Raw genomic sequence first — 21,523 nt, 5'->3', positions numbered from 1 at the left:
TTTAAAAGATTAAATCTGCCATGCACCCTCTGTCTATGGTCGGGAATGGCGGGATTGTAATGTCCGGTATTCGCAATTATGCAACCAACCTGCACAATGAGTTGAAAGAAAAAGGGGTATTCGTCGGTCACCTCTCCATCGGCACGATGATCCAAGTCGGCACCGTCGGAGATCCCGATGTTATTGCGGATACCTGGTATAACCTCTTTCAGAAAAAGGATCATTTCGAGGAAACATTTCCTGCAAATTTCTAGCCTTTCATTTCGGATAATCAAAAAAGCAAAGAAGCTGTCCCAAGTGTAAGTTCTAGCTCACTTTTAGAACAGCTCGCTTGAGAAAAAAGGTGCCTAATTGAAAAATGACGGTGTTAAGGGTGCTAACCCTGCGCCGTCATTTCGTATTTGAGGTCTACTGCGACCTTCTTGAGCAAATTTATGGACAAATTTCAGGACAGCCGTGAAGACAGGTCTCGAGCGCGTCTTTCATGCGCTTGGAGCGGAAGCGGTTGATGGTGGGAAAGTCCGGACGTTGAAATACAAAGAAACCGTTCCTTTCGAAAATGGTTGGGTGGTACCTCCATTTTATTATGAAAGAACGGTTTCTTTTTTCGTTTTTCAAAGGTTAATCTCGATAAAAAAAGGGGGAGATACATCCCCACAAAAACATTAATCGAGATAAAGCAAAGGCTCGCTCTTACTGATTAAATAGCTCATAATAATCCATCGTCGAGGTCTCCACGAAACCGCAGGATTGGTAGAGCCGCAGTGCATTGGCGTTCTCCACGGCTACTTGCAGCATAATGTCCCCTGCGTTCGCTTCCTTCAACTTATCTATTGCCTTTAAGAGTGTCGCTCTTCCGTATCCCTTGCCGCGGTACTCCGGCAATACGCCAAGCCCATAGATGCCTCCGATGTCGGAAGACAACTGGATATGGACCTTTCCAATGATCTGTCGGTCAGCTTCGGCAAGATAGATAATCATGCCCCGCTTTTCTTCCTCCTCAGGCAGGATCATCCCCTCCTCTTGCTCACTTGTCCCCTCTTCTCCCAGATTGTCGCCAAAGTATATCGCATTCTGCCGGTGAATTTCCCGCGCATCGGCATTCGTCGCCTTACGAAATGTAATGCCTTCTAGGTCATTGCTTATCTCCGGCCGGTTCCCCCGGTAATACATCTCATACTCCGAATGTCGGTACTTGGCTCCGGTGCCTTGGACGAACGCTTGCCCGGCTTCCGATTTCCGATCGCTTAGAAGAAGCATGCTTTCGGGGGATCTATGCCTTCCCTCTGCCACAACAAGCTTATATAATGTCCCGAAGACGCCTTGACGCCTATAGTCCGGATTCACCATGCCGTTTACTTCGAGCGGCGCATCTGCGCCGCCGAATTCACAAATCCCCATGTAGCCAATTAACTCATGCCCATCGAAGTACATGAATTCATTGATTGGGCGGATCCCCACGCATTCTTTCTCTGAATATGCGCGAAGCTTGTAGTCCAACTCGAGCTTCAGCGTCGTCCGATCTTCACGGATGCACCGCTCTTGGAGTCTATTGATCAAGTCAAAGTCTTCTTGGCAAATTCCCTCTCTGAGCTTCAACCACGGATTGCGAATAGTCTTCATAGGACACCTCATTGGCTCGATAAACGCACTTATTTTAATTCTTGCATAAATTGTTTGAAGTTTTCGGCGATTTCTTTTGACCGAAGATGGTGTAAATAATGGCCTCCTTCGAATGTCATCATTTTTCCCTGTACGGAATGATTGGCTTGCTCCTCATGAAGCGGTATCCATCCCTCATTACTTGTGTTACCCGCATCTACAAACAAAATAAGGGGAAGCTCTTTGGGGAATTCTGAATGTTGAGCCCCATTAAAGTTAGAAGAAATATTCTCCATTTCATTCAGGACAGATTTATTATACATGTTTTTAAGCGTAATCATCCTCATTTGTTCTTTGGCTTCTTCGTCAAACGGCAGTTCGGCATAAGGGTCGGAACCTAATTTCAGCAGCAATCTGCCGAAGCCCGATTGCTTCAGTAACTTAAACGTTGTTATAGGGAATGTGACATCCATCCCCCCTTGCGTAGGAACACTGCTGTCGATTCCAGCAAATGCACGCACCTCGTCCGGATATTTGTTCGCGTAAGCCATCCCGTAAATGCCTGCAATAGAATGGCCCATTAATGTGTAACGGTCAATATTAAGCTGTTGTAAGGCTTCATGAATTTCACTTACAATATTGTCCGTGTTCCGCTCCTTATTCGTTCGATCGCTGAGTCCATAACCGAAAGGCTCGATCGCGACGACCTTGAAATCGAGAGAGAGCTTGTCGATGAGCTGCTTAAAATCAAGAACCGGTGCGGCTGTTCCGTAACCGGGCAGGAGCACGACGGTTTCTTCACCGTTTCCCTGAATCAGAACATTCATTTTTTTCCCATCCACAGGCACTAACTGGCCATAGGCTTGTATTTTTCCTTGCTCTATTTTGCCGCTGATCTTATCAACGATAAAAACAATGGCTATAAAAAGTAAAATTGCGCCAGCTATAGCTGCCAGAGATTTAAGGATAATGCGAAGCGGCTTGCTCATCCTCTTTTTCGTTACCTCTTCATTAAGTTCCATGCGTATCTTCTCCTGTTCTCGCCGGTTAGTTCCGGCTATCTTATCGGCTGATAAGGAGAGTTTACACGACGAAAATGTACGGCCCATGACGGTAATATGAACGCAGTATGAACAAGCAAAAAAAATTACGGCTATACACGTACAAAAGCTTGCACATGATGCCGTGAAGTTAAGAATGAATTACTCTGTCGGAGTTGTAATGGGCAAGGTGACAATGACGGTCGTCCCTCTTCCGGGTTCGCTCTCCACTCGGATATCGCCTTGATGAAGCGATACGATCTGTTTCACGATAGCCAGACCCATGCCGCTGCCGCCATACTTGCGGCTATGGGAGCGGTCAGCCTTAAAGAACCTCTCGAAGATACGCTTCTGATCCTCGGGAGAAATACCGATACCCGTGTCGGTTATTTGGACGGTCACGTTTTTGATATCTTGTTTCATGTTGACGCTAATCATACCGCCATCCGCGGAAAATTTTATGCTATTGCCGAGTATGTTCGTCCATACCTGGTTTAATTGATCATGATCGGCCATTATTCGAACGGCCTTCAAATTGAGCTCGAAACGGATGCTGCGAGCCGACCATTGCGGCTGAATCGCGACGATGACTCGCCTGATCTGTTCATCCAGGCTGAACGTGGCCAACTGCAGCTGCTGCGACTGCGATTCCAGCAAACTCAGCTTGAGCAGACTGTCGCTCATCTTGGACATCCGGTCTGCTTCGGCGATGATGATATCGAGATAACGGCTTCGCTGATCGTCGGTAATGCCTGCTTGTTTGAGCGCCAGAGCATAACCGGATATCGAAGTAAGCGGCGATTGGACTTCGTGCGATACGTTCGACACAAATTCCCTGCGCATCCGCTCAAGCTGCTGCAGATCGTGCATCATTTCTTCGAAGCTTTGAGCCAATGTGCCCAGCTCGCCCTTTTGCTTAATGTTCAGCTTAACGTTGAAATCGCCGCCTGCGACTTGCCTCGTCGCTTTTGTCAGCTTTTTGATCGGTCTGACCAAGAACATGGCAGCAACCAGAATCAATAAACTTCCCGTAAACAACGCGAAGATCAAAAAGTTCCAAATCCACTTAATGATAAAAGGGGCCGAAGGAGGGCCGATCGGTTCTATAAACATGGCTTTCGTACCCGTATCTGTTGTAAACGGCAACCCTAACAGAGTAGTCGAGATCCCGCTCGGATTGATTTGAACAATTTCCCCGGCCAATACTTTTTTCACTTGTTCCATCGTCACAGTGGCAGGCTTATGTCCGTTGACCGTTCCATAAGACTGGAACTGGCCCGGTGCTTCGTAAATACGAAGATGATAGGATTTGAGCTGGTTCATTTCGCTTACGAATGCATCCGCTTCAGGTAACGGGAACTTCTTGTAAATCCGGGCAATGTCCTGGCCGAAATAAAGCAAGGGGATTTGCAAATTTTCATTTAATTTGTCTCTAAACACCCAAGTTGCCACAAAAAAGGAAAGCACCGTGCCCCCGATTACGGAAACTAAAAATGTCAGGACGACTCGTGTATATATGGATTTAATCATTCGCAAACCTCAAGCCGGTAGCCAAGCCCGCGCACCGTCTCGATACGAAAATCGGGCGTGTCTGCGAACCGTTCGCGGAGGCGTTTAATATGGACGTCTATCGTTCGGCTGTCTCCCGCATAATCGATCCCCCACACCTGATCGATCAGTTGCTCGCGCGTATAGACTTGTCCGGGTGTTCCGGCCAGCTTATACAGCAATTCGAACTCCTTGAGCGGCAGCGTAAGCGACTCTGCTCCTCGCATTATCTTATAAGTCTGTCGGTCCAAGGTGACGTTGCCGAACTGGATCATCTGCGTGGTGCCAATCCGGTATCGTTTCAGCAAGGCCTTGACACGGGCCGTCATCTCCAGCGGATCGAACGGTTTCGTCAAATAATCGTCCGTCCCGAGATCGAAGGCCTTCACTTTCTCCCATGTTTCGCCTCTCGCGGTCAGCATAAGCAACGGAAGATCGGGATTGGCTCTTCTGAGCTCCTTGCATAACGTCCAGCCGTCCATAATCGGCATCATAATATCGAGCACGACAAGATCGACATGCGTTGAAGCATAGACGGCCAGCGCTTCCTTGCCATCCGCGGCTTCAACCGTTGCGAATCCGTCGTTGCGCAGAAATAGACAGACGAGTTCGCGAATGTTCGTATCGTCGTCGGCCACCAGAATCGTCGGCATCTCTTCCCTCTTTTCCCTGTTTCCGTCTCATGTTGAAGTATACCTATATCCGATACAAAACGGAAATCCCAAGCTCGGAAATATGGACGAATCGCCTCTGTTGTCCGTGCGGTTTACAACTATTCAATCCTTACAATATTTCATTGTACCCTTCGGTTCCGTTCACGCGAATTCGTTGCCCGTCTTGGATCAGTCTCGTGGCATTTTCCACCCCAACAACTGCCGGCAAGCCATACTCACGCGCGATCACTGCTCCATGGGTCATCAGTCCGCCAACCTCGGTGACAAGGCCTTTAATGGATAAAAACAAGGGTGTCCAGCCAGGATCGGTAAAGGCGGTGACCAATATATCTCCGTCCTCCAGATCGGCACTTTCCATGTCTAAAATAACACGCGCTCTCCCTTCTATCGTTCCGGAAGAGACAGGTAGACCTACGATCGCGTTAGCCGGAAAATTTTCTCGATTATACTCGCCTGCAATGATTTCACCTTCGGATGTAATGACGCGCGGGGGAGTTAGTTTCTCGAAAAGCTTGTAATCCTCTTTACGTTGGTTAACGATCTGATTATCAAGCTTGTTGGTGCGGACAACTTCGTGAAATTCTTCAAAAGTTAGATAGTAGATCTCTTCTGTGTCACGGATAACGCCGGCATGAACGAGTTGTTCGGCTTCCTTCAATAAAGCCTGCTTATAAACGAAGTAGCGGCTTATCTTTCCGTATTTCGGATATTCCCGGTAGCCAATGAAATTCCGGATGAGATCGATTTTTCGTTTTGTTTCTTTGGCTTTTTGTTCACCGTCCGGCAATTGTCTCAGTCGGCCTAATAACTCTTGCTCCTTATCCAATGCCTCCTGGCGTCCTTGCTCAAACTTTCGATGACCGGCATTAGGCTCGAAGCTCTTGATATGACCAAGAATCAGGGGGATAAGCGTAATCGGTTTTTCACTCCAACGGGTTCTCGTAATATCGATCTCTCCGGCACATCGCATTCCGTATTTGTCGAGATAATCATGGATAGCGTCTCTGGCTTCTCTTCCCCCATTAAGCTTAACCAGCCCATCCAGAAAATTATCTTCCTTTGCATGCTGCAAATAATCAATCACTTCCGGGTAAGGGCGGATCGCGTCTGCGACATCCAATAGCGCCAGTCCCATTTCCGAAGTAATATTGTGGGGCACAGATTGAGAAAGAGTATCTGCTGCGTTTTTTTCGCCCAACCAGTCGTTTAAGTTTTCATTGATCCATGATGTCGCATTTATAGCCGCCATAAATACAGCCGTACTTTGGGGGTCGAATAAGATCTTCTTTAATTGCTGGATATCTTCCAGAATAAAATCAAACAAATCCGTTCCTGATTTCGTTTGGATGTTCTGCTTTAGCTCTTCTATCGAGATTTGGCTGCGCTTAATCAAATCGGAAACGATCGCCGGATCGTTCTCGAATTGTGTTCCCCTATCTATAAGGCTTCTGTGCGGAATCGGCGCTGGCTGATCATGGGGTAACCGTTTTATAAAATCTCGCTCTATGACGGTTATGAGTGCGCCTTTAGTGAGCGGATCGGAGCCCACGGCATTTAATAAATTTTCCCGGCCGACTGGCGTAGACAGACTAGATGCAACATCAACGAACAGCCTCCCTCCGGCTTTACGCATAGGTGCGGGAGTGATCATCAGGTAAAAAGACAAGCCCAACGGCTTTATCGGATCTGTCATCATTTGTTGATGACCGACGGATAGATAAACGTGATTTGCTTGATCGTTCGCTTCCGGGATCGGGTATAAAGTTGTGATAGGTCGACTTTGGACAATATAAAATGTATCATCGGCCAAACACCATTCGATATCTTGCGGACAACCGAAATAAGCTTCGATCTGTCTTCCGATGCGTGCCAGTTGTAAAATTTGTTGCTCCGTGAGGGTCTGAGACCTTTGCCGATCGAGATCGATCTGCATCGTCTCCGTTCCGCCTTCTGTTCTTCCATAGATAGCCATCTTTTTGGTTGCGATCCTCTTCTCGACGATTTCCTCCTCCCGCACTTGATAACAATCCGCAGATGCCACCCCCGAGACCAAAGCTTCTCCAAGTCCAAAGCCGGCTTCGATGGATAGCAATTTGCGGTTGGAAGTAACGGGATCGGCGGTAAATAAAATGCCTGAAGCCTGCGGGAAAACCATCTTTTGAACGATGACGGATAAATAAACCTGCCTGTGATCGAAACCGTTCTGCATACGATAGATGACCGCGCGCTCCGTGAACAGGGAAGCCCAACATTTGCCGATGTGCTGCAAGATCGCGTCTTTGCCGATGATATTTAAATAGGTATCTTGTTGACCGGCAAAAGAAGCATACGGCAAATCTTCGGCAGTTGCGCTGGAACGTACTGCGTAACCATGTTCTTCGCCATGTTGGGCGAGATAGCGAGCAACGGCTTTCGCAACATCGGAAGGGATTTGTACTTCTGTGAGGGTTTGACGAATCTTCCCGCTGATTTCGCGAATTTGATCACGGTCCTCAAAATTTAATGTAGTTAATTGATCCAGCAAATCATGATACGTTTCGTTTTGTTCGATGGCTTGTTGGAATCCCGACGTTGTTACACAAAATCCGTCCGGTACGTGTATTCCTTGAATTTTTGATAATTCCCCCAAATTCAACCCTTTGCCGCCAACGAGCCCAAGCTGCCCTTTTTCCATTTCCTGAAAATCGAGAACTAGTGCATTCATCCCACATCTCTCCTCACCCTTAATTTGAGAAAAGCAATTGACAAGAGCTTGCCGAAGTGATACGATTAAAGTGTAAGATAAGATATTTGTGTACATAATGATTAAAACGGTTGGCATTTGATTATACCACCCTGTTTGTTTATGTGCAATATATATAAAGAACCTGAGCAGCCGTGCCAGGTTCTTTTCTTATTTTCCCTCTGGTTTATTAACTATCACTGATTGGCCATCCCTCGCTTGGGGTAAGAAATAGCAACATAGAAAGAGAGGGTGATTCGCATGACAACCGATCAGCGCAACATTCAGGTTGAAGAGCGCCATATCGAGAAGAGATCGGATTCCAGCCGAGTGACGGCTACATTCATCAAGTATGCAGCTTACCTTATCATTTTTTTCGGCATCATGTACTTCCTGGTCAAGTATATTCTGCCCAAGTTCTGAGGACGATGTCGTGAACCGTTCAGTGCCTAACATAAGGTTGAAACCCGATATTCAAAATATACGCCCTGCCTCCTTGACGTCGAACTGAATGACGTATTTGGAGCAGGGCGTTAATCGTTATCATGCAGATATGCAGCCTACATGCGTTTTCTACCTGCAGCAGCCGTTTCGCGGCCGCTTCCTCCGACATTCAATGAAGGAAGAGGAGGTGAACTTTCATGTCGCTTGGGTTCTTCACATTTTATACGCTTGACGTCGGCGTCGGGCAAGGCTACTATTCTGCGGTCGATCCTCCAGGCGCTACCGGACTTGTAACGCTTAGCACGGACAGTCTGACGGGCCCTGTTCGGCTGGTCATTACTCGCTACAATGGGCTGCCTCCCTTTGAACTGGATGTGAATGGCGGGCTGGAATACGGGGTAAGTATCAATCAGATTCAGACTATCGGTCTTCTGAATTTAAGCGGGGCCAGCGCCACTGGCTCCTTCTCGATTTCGATTCCGGAATAAACCAGCGCAGACTGTAAGACAAACCGTCAGGCTTGTCCTGACGGTTCTTTGGGTGTTGTAAGGCGTAGCCTCTTACAGATTGCTTGGCCTACAACTTCTCCTCTGCAATCCTCATCTTCCCGAATCCGATGTTTAAGTTTTACCCTTCTTTCAAGCTAGCATATTCAAATCAAAGGAGGATACTGTTGATCGCAAATTCGCCAAACAAAAATCGCTGCTACTCCTTTTTTGCCGGAACAGCAGCGATTTTGCCGTTAGCCTTTCATCGACCAGACTACGCTTCCGTCCGGACGATAGATGACAATATTGCCGTCGTCCTGGACAGCGAGATGACTATTCGGATTCCTGCCTTTATTGGTGAACCAGACGATCTGCTTGCCTTCATCGAAAATGTACAAGTTCCCATCGTGATCCAAATAACATGCCCCTGCCGTCGCCGTAGTTCCTGTCGCCCAAGCTGCATTCCTCGTGATCAATACTTCAGGAGGGTATGTTGCATTGCACGCGGTCAAATCCCCTTGTCTGAGATCGATGACCGCTTTCAGTTCCTGAATTTGCTCCATGATTACCGCTTTCTCTCTCGGAGATGCGGTAGCCAACTGCGCTTGCAGACTTGCTAATTGATTTTGTAGTTGGTTAACTTCAGCTTGAATAGGACGGCACTCCTGGGCTACCCTACCTGTCGTTTTAGTTATTTTATAGAGAACGAGATTTCCGTCTCCTTGAAAAACCAGCGAGTATAGCCCGTTTGGCGAATGGATGGCCTGATCGATGCCTAAAGTTTCTCCCGGTCGGACAACGCTGCCCTGTGCTGCGGGGGCGTTAGGAAGCCACAGTCCGCGATCGGGCGTCCATGGATGACGCTCCCAGGTGTTGGACCAATCCTGGGCCTCCGCCGGAACGTATCCCCCTTTTCTTCTTCTGTCATGCACAAGATCGCTCAGTCGGTTTTTAAGATCCCGGACTTGTCGAATCGCATCGAGATTGTGTCCAATCCATTGAGGAGGATACTTTGGTCGGCCTTTATCGTCGAATTCGAACCTATAACCGGTCGCCTCGTATTCCAATTTCCAGATTTCATAACGCATGCGATAGATCAAATCCGTATTTCGTTCCTGCGAGTACTGGTTCGCCAATTGCCTGTAGTTTGCCGGGTCGGCTTGCCTCGCCTGATAAGTATCGTCCGCTTTCATATAACCGTAGGCCATTCGAATATCGATAAGTCCGGGATCTATGGTCATTATGTCATGAATGTCGTGATCGGGCTGGATGATCATCACGTTTACGTTCGGGTTTACGTTTGAAATATAGGGCTCTATCTCACTTAATCCCACTTCATTAGCCATAATATCGCTTGTCGCACGATTCGCCACGTCGATCAAGTTTGCGGAACCTTTGGCATAGGTCTCAACCAGTTTTCCGTTTAAAAGGCTTCGCGCCGGTTCCAAAGAGTTATCCGAGGCCAATAGCGCATAAATTTCAGTTGCCCCCGCCTGAATAGCGGCCTGAATCGGCACAAGCTCACGAACGCCGCCGTCTACATAATGCTCATTGCCTATTTTAATTGGAGAAAATGCCAGCGGAATCGAGGCGGACGCCAACGTCCCGCCGCTCAATGCGATGCTTAAAGGGACGGACTGAGGTGGATAAGAGATTTTGCAACTCGTCATCAGCTGATTTTGGTACGAAATTTCTCCGTTCTTTTCGCGAATTTTCTCAATTATACCCGCTTTATCTCTTGGCGCAGCCATCTCCAATTCAGAGTAAAGATTGGCTCGCTGCTGCTCTAGCTCTTTGATTTTGACGGCAATCGGTAAACATTCCGGAGCGTACGGAGGTAATGTCTGCACATAGGTGACGCAGTCCCGCTGCAGCACATTACCCTTTTCCGTCACATATCGCAATGTGCCGCTTTCAAGGGCGACAATGCTCATGCGTAATTTAATGCCGCTATGCCACACTTTTACAGGATCGAGTTTTGATTGATCGTTCAGTTTCGAGTAAATGGGACCCAAATTGTATAGCGATTGAGACTGGCCGTTTAGCACCTCTTTAATTTGATTGATTAGATCTTCGGCAGAATCGTATGCCTCATTAATGTGATACATGAGTCCAAGCGTTCCGAATATCGCCACGCTGGCCCCTGCAACTTGAAACTTTTCTTTACGAACATCTTTACTCTCTAAATGTTTTATAATTTTATTATTTTTAACATTAATATACCAATTCTCTTCCACCCACATATCCGACGTCGTTTGCAGATCTCGCCAGATGCGAATTAATCCACGGAGTCCTCGGGTTTCGTCATGGCCATCCCCCTCTCCTTCCGCGAGTTTGACCGCATTAATGGCCCCGACGGACGTTCCTGTAATGACTGTAGGTCTAACGTTTCTCTCATAGAGGTAGCGCGCTGCCCCGACTTGAAAGTTGCCGCGCGCTCCGCCTCCGCTTAGTACTAAACCGACTGTCACATGAATTCCCTCCAATGTTTTTTGGCTTCGGCTATATCGTAATATTCCGCATATCCCGCTCTCAAGAGACACATTCCCGGGCAGGAAAGGAATTTTTCGGGAACGATTTTCCCTGTGCTGTCGGGAGCGCCAGGTATATGCGGCTTCTAGCCGGAGGGTTACTCTCAACAGGTTCAGTAATAGTCCGCGATACATAAATTCATTCGAATGGAGAATACTGGTGAGTACCAGTTGTCGAAATAAAAAGGTGGAGCATAAATGACATCAACCTCCAGGATCTCTGTGCGAGATGCCTATTTCATCCTTCTCCTCTCTTTAGGGATTACAAATCATGTCATTATGATTCCGCTCCTGCTGCATACGGCCAAAAGGGATGCCTGGCTCGGAATTGTTTTGACTCTGATAATAAGCGTGTTCTGGGTATACTTGATCTCCTTTATAATCAGGCGAACCCATCGAAAGCCTATTTTCACCTGGCTGAAGGAACGATATGGTCCTTTTATTAGTTGGTTCTTGCTTACCTTAACCTCTTCCTTTTTCTTCTTAATGGCATTAATTATACTTCGTGAAACGGTAAAGTGGATCAAGGTCTCCTACTTACCTCAGACGCCCAAAGGGGTCGTCGTGTTCATCCTTCTCTCTCTATGCGTTATCATCGCCTACAACGGAATACGCTCTATTGCGATCATGTCGGGCGTCCTTTTACCTGTCGTTTGGGTTTTGGGCAATTTTGTTGCCATTGCCAATCTGCGATATAAGGAATATTCGTTGTTAACGCCGTTATTCGTTGAAGGCTACGAGCCTGTTTTAAGAAGTATGATCGTAGCCGGCGGTGGGTTTCTGGAATTGATCGTGCTTGTCTTTCTTCAGCACCATCTGGCCAAACCGGTAAGTTATTTCTCGATTAGCATCATGGCGATCCTGCTAGCCGGACTTACGCTTGGTCCGCTAATGGGAGCCATTGCGAATTTCGGACCGGTAGTGGCCGCCCAAGCTCGTTATCCGGCCTTCGATCAATGGAAGCTTGTCGTTGTCACTAAATATATCAATCACTTGGATTTTTTGGCCTTGTATCAATGGATGTCCGGGGCTCTGATTCGGATTACCCTTTTCTTGTTTCTAATCACGGATACTCCCCCGTTCAAAAGCAAAAAAAGGCGTTTGACAACCTTGATTATTATCGGCGCACTATTGTTCGGGTTGTCGCTAAACGCTTTCGTCGATAAGCAAATCGAATCGTTTCTTTTTGGGGGATACTCCCTGGTCTCTCTCGTGTTTTTCTCGGCGTTGACGTTAATCTTGACGCTTGCCTCATTTAAATTCCGGAGCGGAGAGGAAAATGCATGAATCCAACAAACAGAAATAACCTCGTTGACGGCGAGGTTTTAGATGAAGAGCGATTGAGATCGCTATTTGCCCATTCCGTTGACGTAGTTTTGCGAGAACTTCCTCCAAAGGGGCTAAATCCAATATCAGGTCTAGTCCTCTACTGCGAAGGAATGATTGATGGCCAACTCCTCAATCAGCACGCGTTGCCGAATTTGGAACGCTTGATCGATGAGAGTGAGCAGTGGGACGAACTCGTTGTGGCCATGGAACAGTCGATGGAATGGAAGAAGCTGGACAAGCGCTCCGAGGTGGAGACCCTTCTTTTCGCCGGTCATTTGATCGCCTTTTTTGCCTTACAGGGTTGCTTTTTTTCCATGGATATCTCGCAATTGCCGCAAAGGCAGCCCGAAGAGTCGAGTACCGAAATTTCGATCAAAGGGGCTCGGGATGCGTTTACGGAAGATATCAACACCAACGTTGCTTTAATTCGTAAAAGGCTGCCTACCTGTTCGCTTCATAACGAACGGTACGTAATCGGCACAAGAAGCAGTACGAAAATTTCCCTGTTATACATTTCGGATATTATTCAGCCGCAGATCATCGACGAAGCAAGAAATCGGTTGAAACGGATTGAAGTCGATGCGTTGATTGCAAGCAATCAACTTGAAGAAGCCCTTTCGGATTCATCGCTTTCGATTTTTCCGTTGCTGGATTACATCGGAAGGCCCGATTTTGCATCGACATGTCTACTTAGAGGCAGGTTTATCATTTTGGTCGACGGATCTCCTATGGCGCTCATCGCTCCCTGCAATTTGTTAGAATTGTTGAAAACGCCTGAAGATGCTTATTTTCCGTATTACTTTGTCATATTCGAACGAATGCTTCGATTGCTCGGCTTGTTCATCGCGATCTTCTTACCAGGGTTTTGGATCGCTTTAACCTCCTACGATTTGGATCAAATTCCGTTCCCCTTGCTGGCAACGATTACGACTTCCAGATTCGGGCTCCCCTTCTCGACTCCAATGGAACTTTTGCTCATGCTAGCCATGTTCGAGCTGTTCAGGGAGGCCGGCATTCGACTGCCGAAAGCGGTCGGTCAGACGATAGCCGTCTTGGGCGGATTAATCATCGGCGATGCGGCAATACGGGCCGGAATGACGTCGCCGACCATGCTGGTCGTATCGGCAACTACCGCGGTAGCCACGTTCACTTTGGTTAATCAGACCTTGACCGGAACGGTCAGCCTTATTCGGATCTATGTTCTGCTCTGGGCTTCTATCCTTGGGATGTTTGGTTTTTTTATCGGGATGATGAGCTTGCTTGCCTACCTGTCCGTTCTGAAATCGTTCGGACTTCCTTACTTATCCCCGGTATCGCCACTTGTGTGGAAGGACGTGGTTGCCGGCTTGCTTGCGAAACCGTGGTCCTTCTACAAAAAGAGACCGAGTATGTTGAATACGGTGGATACGACTCGGCAAGGAAGGGACAACGAATGAGATGAGGACTTTCTTCAAGCTAATTTGCGTCGTCCTATCGTTAGGGATGACCTACGGTTGCTGGGACATTAAAGAGATTGAAAACGTGAATTATGTAACGTCCATCGGAATTGATTATATCGACAATTCCTTCGTCTTATATGCTCAGATGCTCGACTTCACTTTCATAGCGAAGACCGAGTCGGGGAAATCCGGAAAGAGACCCCAGACATGGATAGGCAAAGCAAAAGGAAAGACGTTGAAACTGGCCATGAACGAACTCTATTCGACTGCCCAAGAATTGACTTCGTGGAGTCATGTTTCAAGCATTATCGTCGGAGAAAATGCTTTAAAATCCAATATTCTCAAAACCGACGATCTGATCGGCCGATTTTGGGAAATCCGGCTAACGCCATGGATCTTCGGTACTCGCGAACCGATAGAGCGTTTGCTCTCCGTTCCGGCATTTTTTAATTTTTCCCAAAGGAATACGCTGGCTCAAGAACCTTTAGAAGCTTATGATCAGAGATCGTTAATCGAACCCGTTCGCTATTTGAAATTTCTGTCTCGACTATGGGAGCCTGGAACTACCGTCCTATTGCCCACGCTCTCGATCGACTCGACGACCTGGAAGAAAAACGAGAAAATAGATCCCAAAATGTATATTGACGGTGCATACGTGATAGAGGAAGGGAAACTTCTTGGAAAGCTTGAGAATAATAAATTATTGGGCTTAAGATGGCTAGATAAAAATACGACTCGATCGCCGATTGTCATCACAAGTCATGGAGAAGATGCTGCAGTAGTGTCTCTTGGGAGTCCCAGTGTCCGACTGTCTCTCAGTTTCAATAACGGGACTCCGAATTATCATTTCCACCTCAAGCTCAATGGCGACATCATTGAAACCTTGGATGAGCTAACCAGAAGCGAGATAGAAAGTAAAGCCGAGGATGTGGTTAGAAACGAGGTGATGAATACGTTCAGGAACGGCCTGGAGATTAAATCAGATATATATAGCTTGGAACATCTCCTATTTCGACAAAAGCCAACTGCTTGGAAGCAATTAAAACGTACAAACGACTTATTATTAAACGAAAGCTCCATCTCTTCGATCACGGTTAAAGTAAATATTAATCAGACCGGAATGAAGGTCTATCCGCTAAAATAAATGGTGATATGGAAATTCGGATAATTCATGGAGCAATTGCCCGTTCCTATTAGGAGGTCAGCCCGTTGAGAAGGGTTGGCCTCCTATGCTTATTAGGGCTTTTTCCCGAAGATGCCGTAAAAAAACAGATGGCCGATTTCCTTTCGCATCTCCACATTCAATTTGTCCCGTACAGAAGAGCTGCCGAGCATCTGCATAATGACATTCATAAAAAAAAGAATCGCCTCCGAAGATACGCCTCCGGATATTTTCTGTTCCTGCTTGCCTTGCTCAATCAGCTTCATAATGGCTGGAATGACAACTGTTCGTGAATATTGTTCAATATGCTCGGTAAATACGGGATCCTCAAACATGAAGTTTTTTAAACCGTCGTTGTTTAAAGTTTCCTGATTACTGATCGACAACGCGTACATGTTTTCCATTTTTTCTTCGAAAGGGATGTCGGCTTCCATCATCTTCTGGAAGGCTTCCCCTTCTTCTTCCATGAGATGATAAAAAATTTGTTTGGCCAGCTCCTCTTTGCTGCCAAAAAAGTTATAGATGGAAGCGGGCGAAACGCCAGCTTCCTTCGCGATTTCCCGTACGCCGATTTCTTGAAAGTTGCGATTCATAATCATATTGTGCAAAGAACGAAGAATTTGCTGCTTTTTCTGCTCTCTTCGTTTTTGGAATCCATTCATTCTCTATCCCTCCGTCATTCATTTTACATTTAAATTATGTAACAAAACAACCTATCGTTATTTTTTTATTGACAGCAAATTGCTCGTGAAATATTATGTAACTGAATTCAATCACGTTACACAATTTTATTAATATATCCAATTTAGAGTGCTGTAAGGTAAAGAATCAAAATTGGAGGTGTAGCCATGTCGGTTATTCAAGCCAATCAGTTAACCAAATATTATGGCCAAGTCAGAGCATTGGATGGTTTGAATCTTGAGGCGCGCGAAGGCGAAGTTCTTGGTTTCATCGGTCCAAACGGTGCGGGAAAATCCACCACGATTCGTATTTTGTTGGGGTTACTGCGCAAAACAAGCGGCGAAGTCCGGCTCTTCGGTCAAGACCCTTGGAAAAACGCGGTTGAACTGCATCGCCGGATTAGCTACGTGCCCGGAGACGTCAATCTATGGCCCACATTGACGGGCGGCGAAGCGATCGACCTCTTCGGACGTCTACGGGGGGATATGGATCGCAAGCGTCGTCAGGCCTTGTTGGAAAAGTTTAATTTGGACCCTGCTAAAAAATGCCGCACCTATTCCAAAGGCAATCGGCAAAAAGTGGCTTTGGTTTCCGCTTTTTCCTCCTCTAAAACCGAGCTCTTCATTCTGGATGAACCGACATCCGGGTTGGACCCGCTCATGGAAACTGTCTTTCAGGAGTGCGTGGCGGAAGTAAAGGCTCAAGGGAAAACCGTGCTGCTATCCAGCCATATTCTGGCCGAGGTGGAGAAGCTTTGCGACCGTGTCGCCATAATCCGCGACGGCAGCATTGTAGAATCCGGCTCCCTTGACCAGCTGCGGCATTTGACCCGTTCTTTTATCGCTGTGGAAACCGCACGGAATATAACCGGGCTTGATGGCCTGGCAGGGGTGCATGCTCTCCAATTAAACGGGAATAAAGCCCAGTTTCAGATCGACAGCTCTCATCTGGGAAATGTGCTGCAAATATTGAGCGCCTTTGATATTCAAGCGCTGACGAGCACTCCACCGACTTTGGAAGAGCTTTTTATGCGGCACTATGACAACAGCGATAATACGACAGTTTCGTCTGGGGGTGTACGGAAGTGAAACGGGAGCGGACTTTGACGGGAACGGGGACGTTGCTGCGTTTTATGTTGCGGATGGATCGGATCGCGATTCCCGCATGGGTGCTGAGCATTCTTTTTGTCGTACTGGCAACACTCAGCAGCTTCGACGAATTGTATCCGACCGAGACGGCTCGCCAGTCGATGGCAGCGACAATGGTTAATCCCGCCGGGATCGCCCTCACGGGTCCGGAGTTTTACTTGGAAAATTATACGATCGGAGCAATGATCTCACATCAAATGCTTGGCATGACCGGGATTGCCGTTGCCTTGATGAGTATCATGCTTATTGTGCGCCACACGCGCAAGGAAGAGGAAACCGGGCGCATGGAATTGGTTCGCGCATCGGTTACAGGACGTCATGCCAACACAACCGCAGCGTTGATGCTTGTCGGCGGCGTTAACGTAACACTTGCCCTTCTCCTTGCTCTGGGAATGGGAGTAATGGGGATCGAGTCCGTCACCTGGGAAGGCTCCTTTCTGTTCGCCGCCGCCCTTGCTTCCGTCGGAATCGTCTTTGCGGCAATCGCTGCTGTACTGGGTCAGTTGATGGAGCATGCACGCGGCGCAACCGGCTTGAGCACCGGTGTTCTCGTCGCCGCATACTGTCTGCGGGCGGTCGGCGATATCGGAGATAGCGCCCTTTCGTGGCTGTCGCCAATCGGATGGGCCCAGCAGACTTCCGCTTTTGTCGACAATAAATGGACGCCTCTTCTACTTGGAGCGGGGTTGACTGCGCTTCTTGTCGTCATCGCCTATCCGATGAGCGTGAGGCGCGATGTCGGAGCCGGTCTGGTGCGCCCCGGGCGTGGCCGCAGTGAAGCCTCCAGCAGCCTGACGACGCCGATCGGACTTGCTTTTCGTCTTCAAAGATTGAATCTGATCGTATGGTGTTTGGCCATGTTGTTGTTTGGAATGTCCTACGGCTCCTTTATCGGAGAAGCCGAGGAAATGATGGATTCCATCGGCGGTGCGCTCAATGAAATGCTCCCGGAGGCAGGCGGGGCTTCGTTTGCCGATAATATTGCCGGCATGTTTATGACCGTGACTGCCATCCTGGCAACGATTCCTGTTCTGCAGAGTATCCTAAAGCTGCGCAGCGAAGAAAATGCAGGACGTGTGGATACGCTTTTGTCAGGAGCGCTGTCTCGCTCTCGGCTGCTCGGCAGCTATCTCCTCCTCGCTGCAGCAGGCAGTGTTGCAATGATGTTTATGGCCGGCCTGGGAATGGGACTAACGGGAAGCCAAAGCATGAACGACTCCAGGTATTTGTCTGAACTGATTTTTGCGGGATTAAACTTTATACCAGCGTTGTGGGTTTCCGTCGGCCTGGCTGCCGCTCTGATAGGCTGGCTCCCGAGGGCCGCAGCACTGAGTTGGATTATTGTGGTTTACGCTTTTATTGCGGTCTACCTTGGGGGAATATTGCAGCTGCCTGAGTGGGTGATGAGCCTCTCCCCGCTTCACCATGTTCCAAGGCTGCCCGCCGCCTCATTCGAATGGACGCCGCTGCTCCTTCTAACGATGGTCGCTGTGGCTCTCGCATGGACTGGGTTGCGGGGATTCCGGCAACGTGACGTGCCTGGGTAGTTTGTAAGCGTTGACGTGTCAGCCTGATTACGCTTACCTGTTGCTGCAATGAAAACTCCCTCTCTTGACATACTTATCAATGTGTTTCTAGCCCCAATTCTTGCTCAGTTATTATTCTAAAGATCGAATTGTTTTTATACCTCTCATTTAATCACTCCCTGAGTTGAACGACTTGCCAAGGTTAGGAACTATTTTTTGCGTAATTTGATAATTAAATAAATACTTCTAATCAACCAAGACACTCCGACGATAAACCCTAAGATAATAGGAATATAAACAAAACGAGAAATAGATCCATCTCCGACTGGGCCGATTCTTGGCTGTTGAATCGACCAGAACTGATAGACAGTAAGGCCAATTAAAAATAGGGATACTATAAGGATTATATAATAACGTTTCATCGTAGCCCCCCTCAAGTCAAGAAGTAAACAATAATTGCTCGTTGCAAGTTTGCTCCCCCTTCCTTAATACTCAATCCTGCTCTCGAAATCTTCTCTTACTATCGAATATAGCTTTAAATCCTGAAAATCGTTTTTTGCCCAAATGTGCTTTCTTAATACCCCTTCAAATTTCATTCCCGTCTTCTCCATTACTCTTGATGAACCCGAATTCTCAGGAAGACATCGTGCTTCAATTCGAACGAGTTCAAGGTACCGTATATTGTGACACTTCCGGTATGGAGCAGTAACTGGCAATATCATCGAGATCTGAAAATGTTATTGGTCTTAATATGGATCTCTTCGTTTCTAAAATGGGAAAAGAATCAAACCGATCTTCGATCCTCATTTTGCGCCCTCCACTCCGAAAATAATTATTTAAAGAATTCTAAGCCTCCGATTTTTTGAAAACGTCTTGTCTCCTTAAGTTCTTCTATATATCCGACGATTTCTACATAGAAGTTTTCTGTATCCAATTTAGGGTTCCCTTCGTATATTTCAATTGGTGCAAAAGCAGCTAAAATAATCTCTTCCTCGGATCCAATTTGTAATTTATTATTCTTAGCTTCTATTTTAAATGGATTGCTCATAGATCCAGTTGACGTTTTTATTGGGTAACTTATGTATACATTATTTTGTGCAATTGTGAATTGCGACAAATTCTTTAGTTTGAGCGAATAAGCTATTCCTTGAGGCATGATAGATGTTTCTATTAATTCAATTTTTATTTGATCTATGTCTGATGATTTGACTTGAGGTTCCGGATTACAGCCTGTTAATAAAATATATATGAGCGAAGAAAATGCAAAACCTAAAATTGATCTTCGCATGGCTATTGCTCTCCTTTCTTCTTAGAATTTGTCGGTTTGAGATAACGTTCTTGTATTCGCGAAGCCGAGAGCTTTTCTATAAAAATACCCTTTTAAATTCATTGATTCAAAACCACATAGCCTAACCAACCAATAACAAGATATACTGGTGTATTTATTAGAAATGCCAATGTGTATTTGTTCTTTCTTATTAATATTGAAGACCCGATATAAAACAAAGGGAATATTAAGCCCCAAATATGAAACCTTGGCGATACCGCAAGATAAATAGACAAGGGTATTATTAGAACAGCAGAGACGTATAAACTGCGAGGGCTTCTAATCAATATTCCTAAAATAGAACAAATTATTGATGCAATCATAGCAGGCCAGAAAAACAAAGTAATCATGTCCCTCATACCTTTATCATCATTTTGGAAAAATGCCGGAAGTAAGAATGAAAATCCCCGCAACAATTGCAAAAATACCGCCTATTCGTGCCGATACAAGGGCTGCCGTACTCGGTTCGGCATTTTTGAACTGCCAGCCTACGCTCAAGTACCAAGAAATCCTTGGAAAGAATACTCCGATTGCCCCCATTATGATGAAAAGAATCGGGATCAATGTGAACAGGAACATAGATCTCACCTCCCTATATCATTATACAGAATGTTCCAATTATTAGACGCTGAAATTGAGTATAAGTTTCATTGGCTTGCCCTATTCGTTTCGATTCCTTGCTGTTCCCATAAGCCAAGTCGCCTGAGATGATCGATACACACAAAGTAAGGGTATGCCTCTCCTGCAGATTGCCTCATACGCTCCTGAAATTGCTCTGTAACGGGTTTGCCCATTCAGATTTCGGGAGCATATCGCATCGGAAGGAGGTACATACCCCTTGGACTTTTAGTATGGATCATCTTTGAAAGCAACTTGAAGCGCTTAGAGGGCAGCCCCTTTCAGGGTAGGCTGGCTATTAAGTAATGGAAGCTTGGAAAATGGATTGAATGGTGTCGCCAAGCCGCTCTTCAAATTGGGAATCTGTTTGCTCGGAAGTCAACCCCTCAGCCAATGCGCGTGAAAAGCTGGCAATCAGCCCGCGGTTACGAGCAAGCCTTGCATTGGCGTCCTCCATTTCGTAGCCTCCTGACAAAGCGACAACTCGGACGACATGGGGATTTCCCATTAGATCTTCATAGAAGTTGTCGACGGACGGAATGGTAAGCTTCAACATAATCTTTACATTCGATTCGAGACGCGACAATTGTTCCAGAATCATCTCTTTAAGCAGACTCTCCGATTCAACCTTATCCGTGCTGTTGATGTCTACTTCGGGCTCTACGATAGGAACAAGACCTGCTGCGAATATACGTTTCGCAAGGTCGAACTGCTGCTCGACGAGACTTCTAATACCGGCCGAATTCGCTTCCTTAATGACGGATCGCATCTTCGTTCCGAAAATATTCTTATCGACAGCTTGAGCCAAGCGTTCGTCCAATCCCGCCATGGGTTTCATGAGCTGTACGCCGTTCTCTAGACCGGCGAGTCCTTCGTCAATCTTTAGGAAAGGTACGATGCCCTTCTTCTCCCAGAGATAATCCGCCGTATATAGACCGTCAATGGTTCGATTCATCGTATTCTCGAACAAGATGGCACCTAGAATGTATTTCGAATCGAATACAGGGCAAGTGATTATTCGCGTCCTCATGTCATGAACTAACTTATACATCTCTTCTTCGTTCGAATAGCCGGATTCCTGGATACCGTATCGAAGCAACGCTTGTGGTGTGCTGCCTCCGCTTTGATCCAATGCAGCAATGAATCCTTGGCCAACACGAATTCGTTCCAGTTGTTCATTATTCATTAGAAACCGTCAGTCCTTCCATGATTGATTTGGTTAGGTTACTGAGTCGAATTCCCCC

The 21,523-nt window shown here is 46.8% G+C and carries 19 protein-coding genes; 8 read left to right on the top strand and 11 right to left on the bottom strand.

Annotation, left to right across the window (positions count from 1 at the left end):
- Positions 1-59: 59 nt before the first annotated feature.
- Entirely contained in the window at positions 60-254 is a 195-nt protein-coding gene (locus DFP98_RS20530; RefSeq protein ID WP_116062480.1) for a dehydrogenase, read from the top strand.
- A 439-nt stretch (positions 255-693) separates the two neighbouring features.
- Here the strand turns inward: DFP98_RS20530 and DFP98_RS20525 are convergent, their stop codons facing one another.
- The 5 genes from DFP98_RS20525 to ppsA all read right to left on the bottom strand — a co-directional run bounded on the left by DFP98_RS20525 (position 694) and on the right by ppsA (position 7,568).
- Positions 694-1,623, bottom strand: coding sequence for a GNAT family N-acetyltransferase (locus tag DFP98_RS20525; RefSeq protein WP_116062479.1), 930 nt, complete (start codon positions 1,621-1,623; stop codon positions 694-696).
- Positions 1,624-1,652: 29 nt separating this feature from the next.
- Positions 1,653-2,624 carry an alpha/beta hydrolase gene (locus DFP98_RS20520; protein WP_116062478.1) on the bottom strand — a complete coding sequence of 324 codons (972 nt, stop codon included), beginning with the start codon at positions 2,622-2,624 and terminating at the stop codon, positions 1,653-1,655.
- A gap of 180 nt (positions 2,625-2,804) precedes the next feature.
- On the bottom strand, positions 2,805-4,172 hold the full coding sequence (locus DFP98_RS20515) for a sensor histidine kinase (RefSeq protein WP_116062477.1): 1,368 nt from the start codon (positions 4,170-4,172) through the stop codon (positions 2,805-2,807).
- Positions 4,169-4,843, bottom strand: a complete 675-nt coding sequence (locus DFP98_RS20510) for a response regulator transcription factor (RefSeq protein WP_116062476.1) — start codon at positions 4,841-4,843, stop codon at positions 4,169-4,171. Before DFP98_RS20510 ends, DFP98_RS20515 begins: the two co-directional genes overlap by 4 nt.
- A 130-nt stretch (positions 4,844-4,973) precedes the next feature.
- The gene (gene ppsA, locus DFP98_RS20505) at positions 4,974-7,568 is read right to left on the bottom strand and encodes a phosphoenolpyruvate synthase (protein WP_116062475.1); all 2,595 of its coding nucleotides are present in this window, start codon (positions 7,566-7,568) and stop codon (positions 4,974-4,976) included.
- A 279-nt stretch (positions 7,569-7,847) separates the two neighbouring features.
- On the opposite strand from ppsA, the gene DFP98_RS39175 reads away from it, so the two are divergent.
- On the top strand, positions 7,848-8,009 hold the full coding sequence (locus tag DFP98_RS39175) for a hypothetical protein (protein ID WP_181917820.1): 162 nt from the start codon (positions 7,848-7,850) through the stop codon (positions 8,007-8,009).
- A 218-nt stretch (positions 8,010-8,227) separates the two neighbouring features.
- The gene (locus tag DFP98_RS20500; RefSeq protein WP_116062474.1) at positions 8,228-8,518 is read left to right on the top strand and encodes a hypothetical protein; all 291 of its coding nucleotides are present in this window, start codon (positions 8,228-8,230) and stop codon (positions 8,516-8,518) included.
- A gap of 254 nt (positions 8,519-8,772) precedes the next feature.
- Here DFP98_RS20500 and DFP98_RS20495 read toward each other — a convergent pair whose 3' ends face one another.
- The gene (locus tag DFP98_RS20495; protein WP_181917819.1) at positions 8,773-10,989 is read right to left on the bottom strand and encodes a patatin-like phospholipase family protein; all 2,217 of its coding nucleotides are present in this window, start codon (positions 10,987-10,989) and stop codon (positions 8,773-8,775) included.
- Positions 10,990-11,247: 258 nt separating this feature from the next.
- Between DFP98_RS20495 and DFP98_RS20490 the strand changes: the two genes are divergently transcribed.
- From DFP98_RS20490 to DFP98_RS20480, 3 genes are read left to right on the top strand one after another with little or no spacing between them, the layout of a single operon-like run.
- Positions 11,248-12,336 (top strand): GerAB/ArcD/ProY family transporter, encoded by a 1,089-nt coding sequence (locus tag DFP98_RS20490; RefSeq protein ID WP_116062472.1) that lies wholly within the window; start codon positions 11,248-11,250, stop codon positions 12,334-12,336.
- A complete protein-coding gene (locus DFP98_RS20485; protein ID WP_116062471.1) occupies positions 12,333-13,814 on the top strand; it encodes a spore germination protein in 1,482 nt (493 codons plus the stop codon). The genes DFP98_RS20490 and DFP98_RS20485 overlap by 4 nt, the downstream gene beginning before the upstream one ends.
- 1 nt (position 13,815) lies before the next feature.
- Positions 13,816-14,961, top strand: a complete 1,146-nt coding sequence (locus DFP98_RS20480) for a Ger(x)C family spore germination protein (protein WP_116062470.1) — start codon at positions 13,816-13,818, stop codon at positions 14,959-14,961.
- A 92-nt stretch (positions 14,962-15,053) separates the two neighbouring features.
- Here the strand turns inward: DFP98_RS20480 and DFP98_RS20475 are convergent, their stop codons facing one another.
- Positions 15,054-15,641: a TetR/AcrR family transcriptional regulator gene (locus DFP98_RS20475; protein WP_116062469.1), complete on the bottom strand. Its 588-nt coding sequence runs from the start codon at positions 15,639-15,641 to the stop codon at positions 15,054-15,056.
- A gap of 186 nt (positions 15,642-15,827) precedes the next feature.
- On the opposite strand from DFP98_RS20475, the gene DFP98_RS20470 reads away from it, so the two are divergent.
- Both DFP98_RS20470 and DFP98_RS20465 read left to right on the top strand, forming a co-directional pair.
- Complete coding sequence (locus DFP98_RS20470) at positions 15,828-16,748, top strand: ABC transporter ATP-binding protein (protein ID WP_116062468.1); 921 nt, start codon at positions 15,828-15,830, stop codon at positions 16,746-16,748.
- Positions 16,745-18,355: an ABC transporter permease gene (locus tag DFP98_RS20465; protein WP_220377140.1), complete on the top strand. Its 1,611-nt coding sequence runs from the start codon at positions 16,745-16,747 to the stop codon at positions 18,353-18,355. The genes DFP98_RS20470 and DFP98_RS20465 overlap by 4 nt, the downstream gene beginning before the upstream one ends.
- Before the next feature lie 188 nt (positions 18,356-18,543).
- On the opposite strand, the gene DFP98_RS38715 is transcribed toward DFP98_RS20465, so the two are convergent.
- The 4 genes from DFP98_RS38715 to DFP98_RS20445 form a co-directional block, all read right to left on the bottom strand.
- Positions 18,544-18,756 carry a hypothetical protein gene (locus tag DFP98_RS38715; RefSeq protein WP_147310246.1) on the bottom strand — a complete coding sequence of 71 codons (213 nt, stop codon included), beginning with the start codon at positions 18,754-18,756 and terminating at the stop codon, positions 18,544-18,546.
- A gap of 410 nt (positions 18,757-19,166) precedes the next feature.
- Positions 19,167-19,622 carry a hypothetical protein gene (locus DFP98_RS20455; RefSeq protein ID WP_116062467.1) on the bottom strand — a complete coding sequence of 152 codons (456 nt, stop codon included), beginning with the start codon at positions 19,620-19,622 and terminating at the stop codon, positions 19,167-19,169.
- Between the two features lie 408 nt (positions 19,623-20,030).
- Entirely contained in the window at positions 20,031-20,240 is a 210-nt protein-coding gene (locus DFP98_RS20450) for a DUF6199 family natural product biosynthesis protein (RefSeq protein ID WP_246016619.1), read from the bottom strand.
- 337 nt (positions 20,241-20,577) lie between these two features.
- Positions 20,578-21,465: a fructose bisphosphate aldolase gene (locus DFP98_RS20445; protein ID WP_116062466.1), complete on the bottom strand. Its 888-nt coding sequence runs from the start codon at positions 21,463-21,465 to the stop codon at positions 20,578-20,580.
- Between the last annotated feature and the right edge of the window lie 58 nt (positions 21,466-21,523).

It is taken from the genome of Cohnella phaseoli, assembly GCF_003386235.1.
Taxonomy (GTDB): Bacteria; Bacillota; Bacilli; order Paenibacillales; family Paenibacillaceae; genus Cohnella; species Cohnella phaseoli.
This window is presented reverse-complemented; position numbering and strand designations above follow the sequence as displayed.

What these genes read in the sequence shown, in the direction of transcription:
- DFP98_RS20530 (WP_116062480.1), top strand. Translation starts at nt 60, where the DNA reads ATGTCCGGTATTCGCAATTATGCAACCAACCTGCACAATGAGTTGAAA.
- DFP98_RS20525 (WP_116062479.1), bottom strand. Translation starts at nt 1,623, where the DNA reads ATGAAGACTATTCGCAATCCGTGGTTGAAGCTCAGAGAGGGAATTTGC.
- DFP98_RS20520 (WP_116062478.1), bottom strand. Translation starts at nt 2,624, where the DNA reads ATGGAACTTAATGAAGAGGTAACGAAAAAGAGGATGAGCAAGCCGCTT.
- DFP98_RS20515 (WP_116062477.1), bottom strand. Translation starts at nt 4,172, where the DNA reads ATGATTAAATCCATATATACACGAGTCGTCCTGACATTTTTAGTTTCC.
- DFP98_RS20510 (WP_116062476.1), bottom strand. Translation starts at nt 4,843, where the DNA reads ATGCCGACGATTCTGGTGGCCGACGACGATACGAACATTCGCGAACTC.
- ppsA (WP_116062475.1), bottom strand. Translation starts at nt 7,568, where the DNA reads ATGAATGCACTAGTTCTCGATTTTCAGGAAATGGAAAAAGGGCAGCTT.
- DFP98_RS39175 (WP_181917820.1), top strand. Translation starts at nt 7,848, where the DNA reads ATGACAACCGATCAGCGCAACATTCAGGTTGAAGAGCGCCATATCGAG.
- DFP98_RS20500 (WP_116062474.1), top strand. Translation starts at nt 8,228, where the DNA reads ATGTCGCTTGGGTTCTTCACATTTTATACGCTTGACGTCGGCGTCGGG.
- DFP98_RS20490 (WP_116062472.1), top strand. Translation starts at nt 11,248, where the DNA reads ATGACATCAACCTCCAGGATCTCTGTGCGAGATGCCTATTTCATCCTT.
- DFP98_RS20485 (WP_116062471.1), top strand. Translation starts at nt 12,333, where the DNA reads ATGAATCCAACAAACAGAAATAACCTCGTTGACGGCGAGGTTTTAGAT.
- DFP98_RS20480 (WP_116062470.1), top strand. Translation starts at nt 13,816, where the DNA reads ATGAGGACTTTCTTCAAGCTAATTTGCGTCGTCCTATCGTTAGGGATG.
- DFP98_RS20475 (WP_116062469.1), bottom strand. Translation starts at nt 15,641, where the DNA reads ATGAATGGATTCCAAAAACGAAGAGAGCAGAAAAAGCAGCAAATTCTT.
- DFP98_RS20470 (WP_116062468.1), top strand. Translation starts at nt 15,828, where the DNA reads ATGTCGGTTATTCAAGCCAATCAGTTAACCAAATATTATGGCCAAGTC.
- DFP98_RS38715 (WP_147310246.1), bottom strand. Translation starts at nt 18,756, where the DNA reads ATGAAACGTTATTATATAATCCTTATAGTATCCCTATTTTTAATTGGC.
- DFP98_RS20455 (WP_116062467.1), bottom strand. Translation starts at nt 19,622, where the DNA reads ATGCGAAGATCAATTTTAGGTTTTGCATTTTCTTCGCTCATATATATT.
- DFP98_RS20450 (WP_246016619.1), bottom strand. Translation starts at nt 20,240, where the DNA reads ATGTTCCTGTTCACATTGATCCCGATTCTTTTCATCATAATGGGGGCA.
- DFP98_RS20445 (WP_116062466.1), bottom strand. Translation starts at nt 21,465, where the DNA reads ATGAATAATGAACAACTGGAACGAATTCGTGTTGGCCAAGGATTCATT.